This is a genomic window from Bradyrhizobium sp. NBAIM08 (assembly GCF_020193935.1).
Lineage (GTDB): Bacteria > Pseudomonadota > Alphaproteobacteria > Rhizobiales > Xanthobacteraceae > Bradyrhizobium > Bradyrhizobium yuanmingense.
Genome location: NZ_JADYVR010001361.1, coordinates 1 through 382 on the forward strand (window position 1 = coordinate 1; position 382 = coordinate 382).

At 69.4% G+C, this 382-nt stretch carries 1 protein-coding gene; it reads left to right on the plus strand.

The annotated features are described in order from the left end of the window. Positions 1 to 75: 75 nt before the first annotated feature. Positions 76 to 366 (plus strand): DUF1540 domain-containing protein, encoded by a 291-nt coding sequence (locus I6F37_RS44925; RefSeq protein WP_225155120.1) that lies wholly within the window; start codon positions 76 to 78, stop codon positions 364 to 366. Positions 367 to 382: the final 16 nt, after the last annotated feature.

Here is a 382-nt window from a genome sequence, read left to right on the forward strand (position 1 = left end):
CCTCGAAGGAACGCTTGGCCTGACCCACACGCGGTGCCACAGTGGCGACAGAAGCAAAGCGACGAAGGAGACCACATGGCCACGATGATGCCGGCCGTGCAGGAATGCACGGTCACGGAATGCGCCTACAACCAGGGCGGCTGTCACGCCTTCGCGATCACCGTCCGGGCCGAGGGCGCCGCCTGCGGCACCTTCATCGCGCTCGAGACGAAGGGCGGCATGGGTTCGGGCGTGGCCCAGGTCGGTGCCTGCTCGCGCACGGACTGCCGGCACAACGCCGATCTCGAGTGCACCGCCGACGCCGTGAGCGTCGGCCCGGGTGGGGACGCCATGTCGGCCAACTGCCTGACCTACGAGCCGGCCTGATCCGGCTCCCTCGACG

Bases quoted from the DNA above. Each gene is read 5' to 3' on its own strand.
- I6F37_RS44925 (WP_225155120.1), top strand. From the start codon at position 76: ATGGCCACGATGATGCCGGCCGTGCAGGAATGCACGGTCACGGAATGC.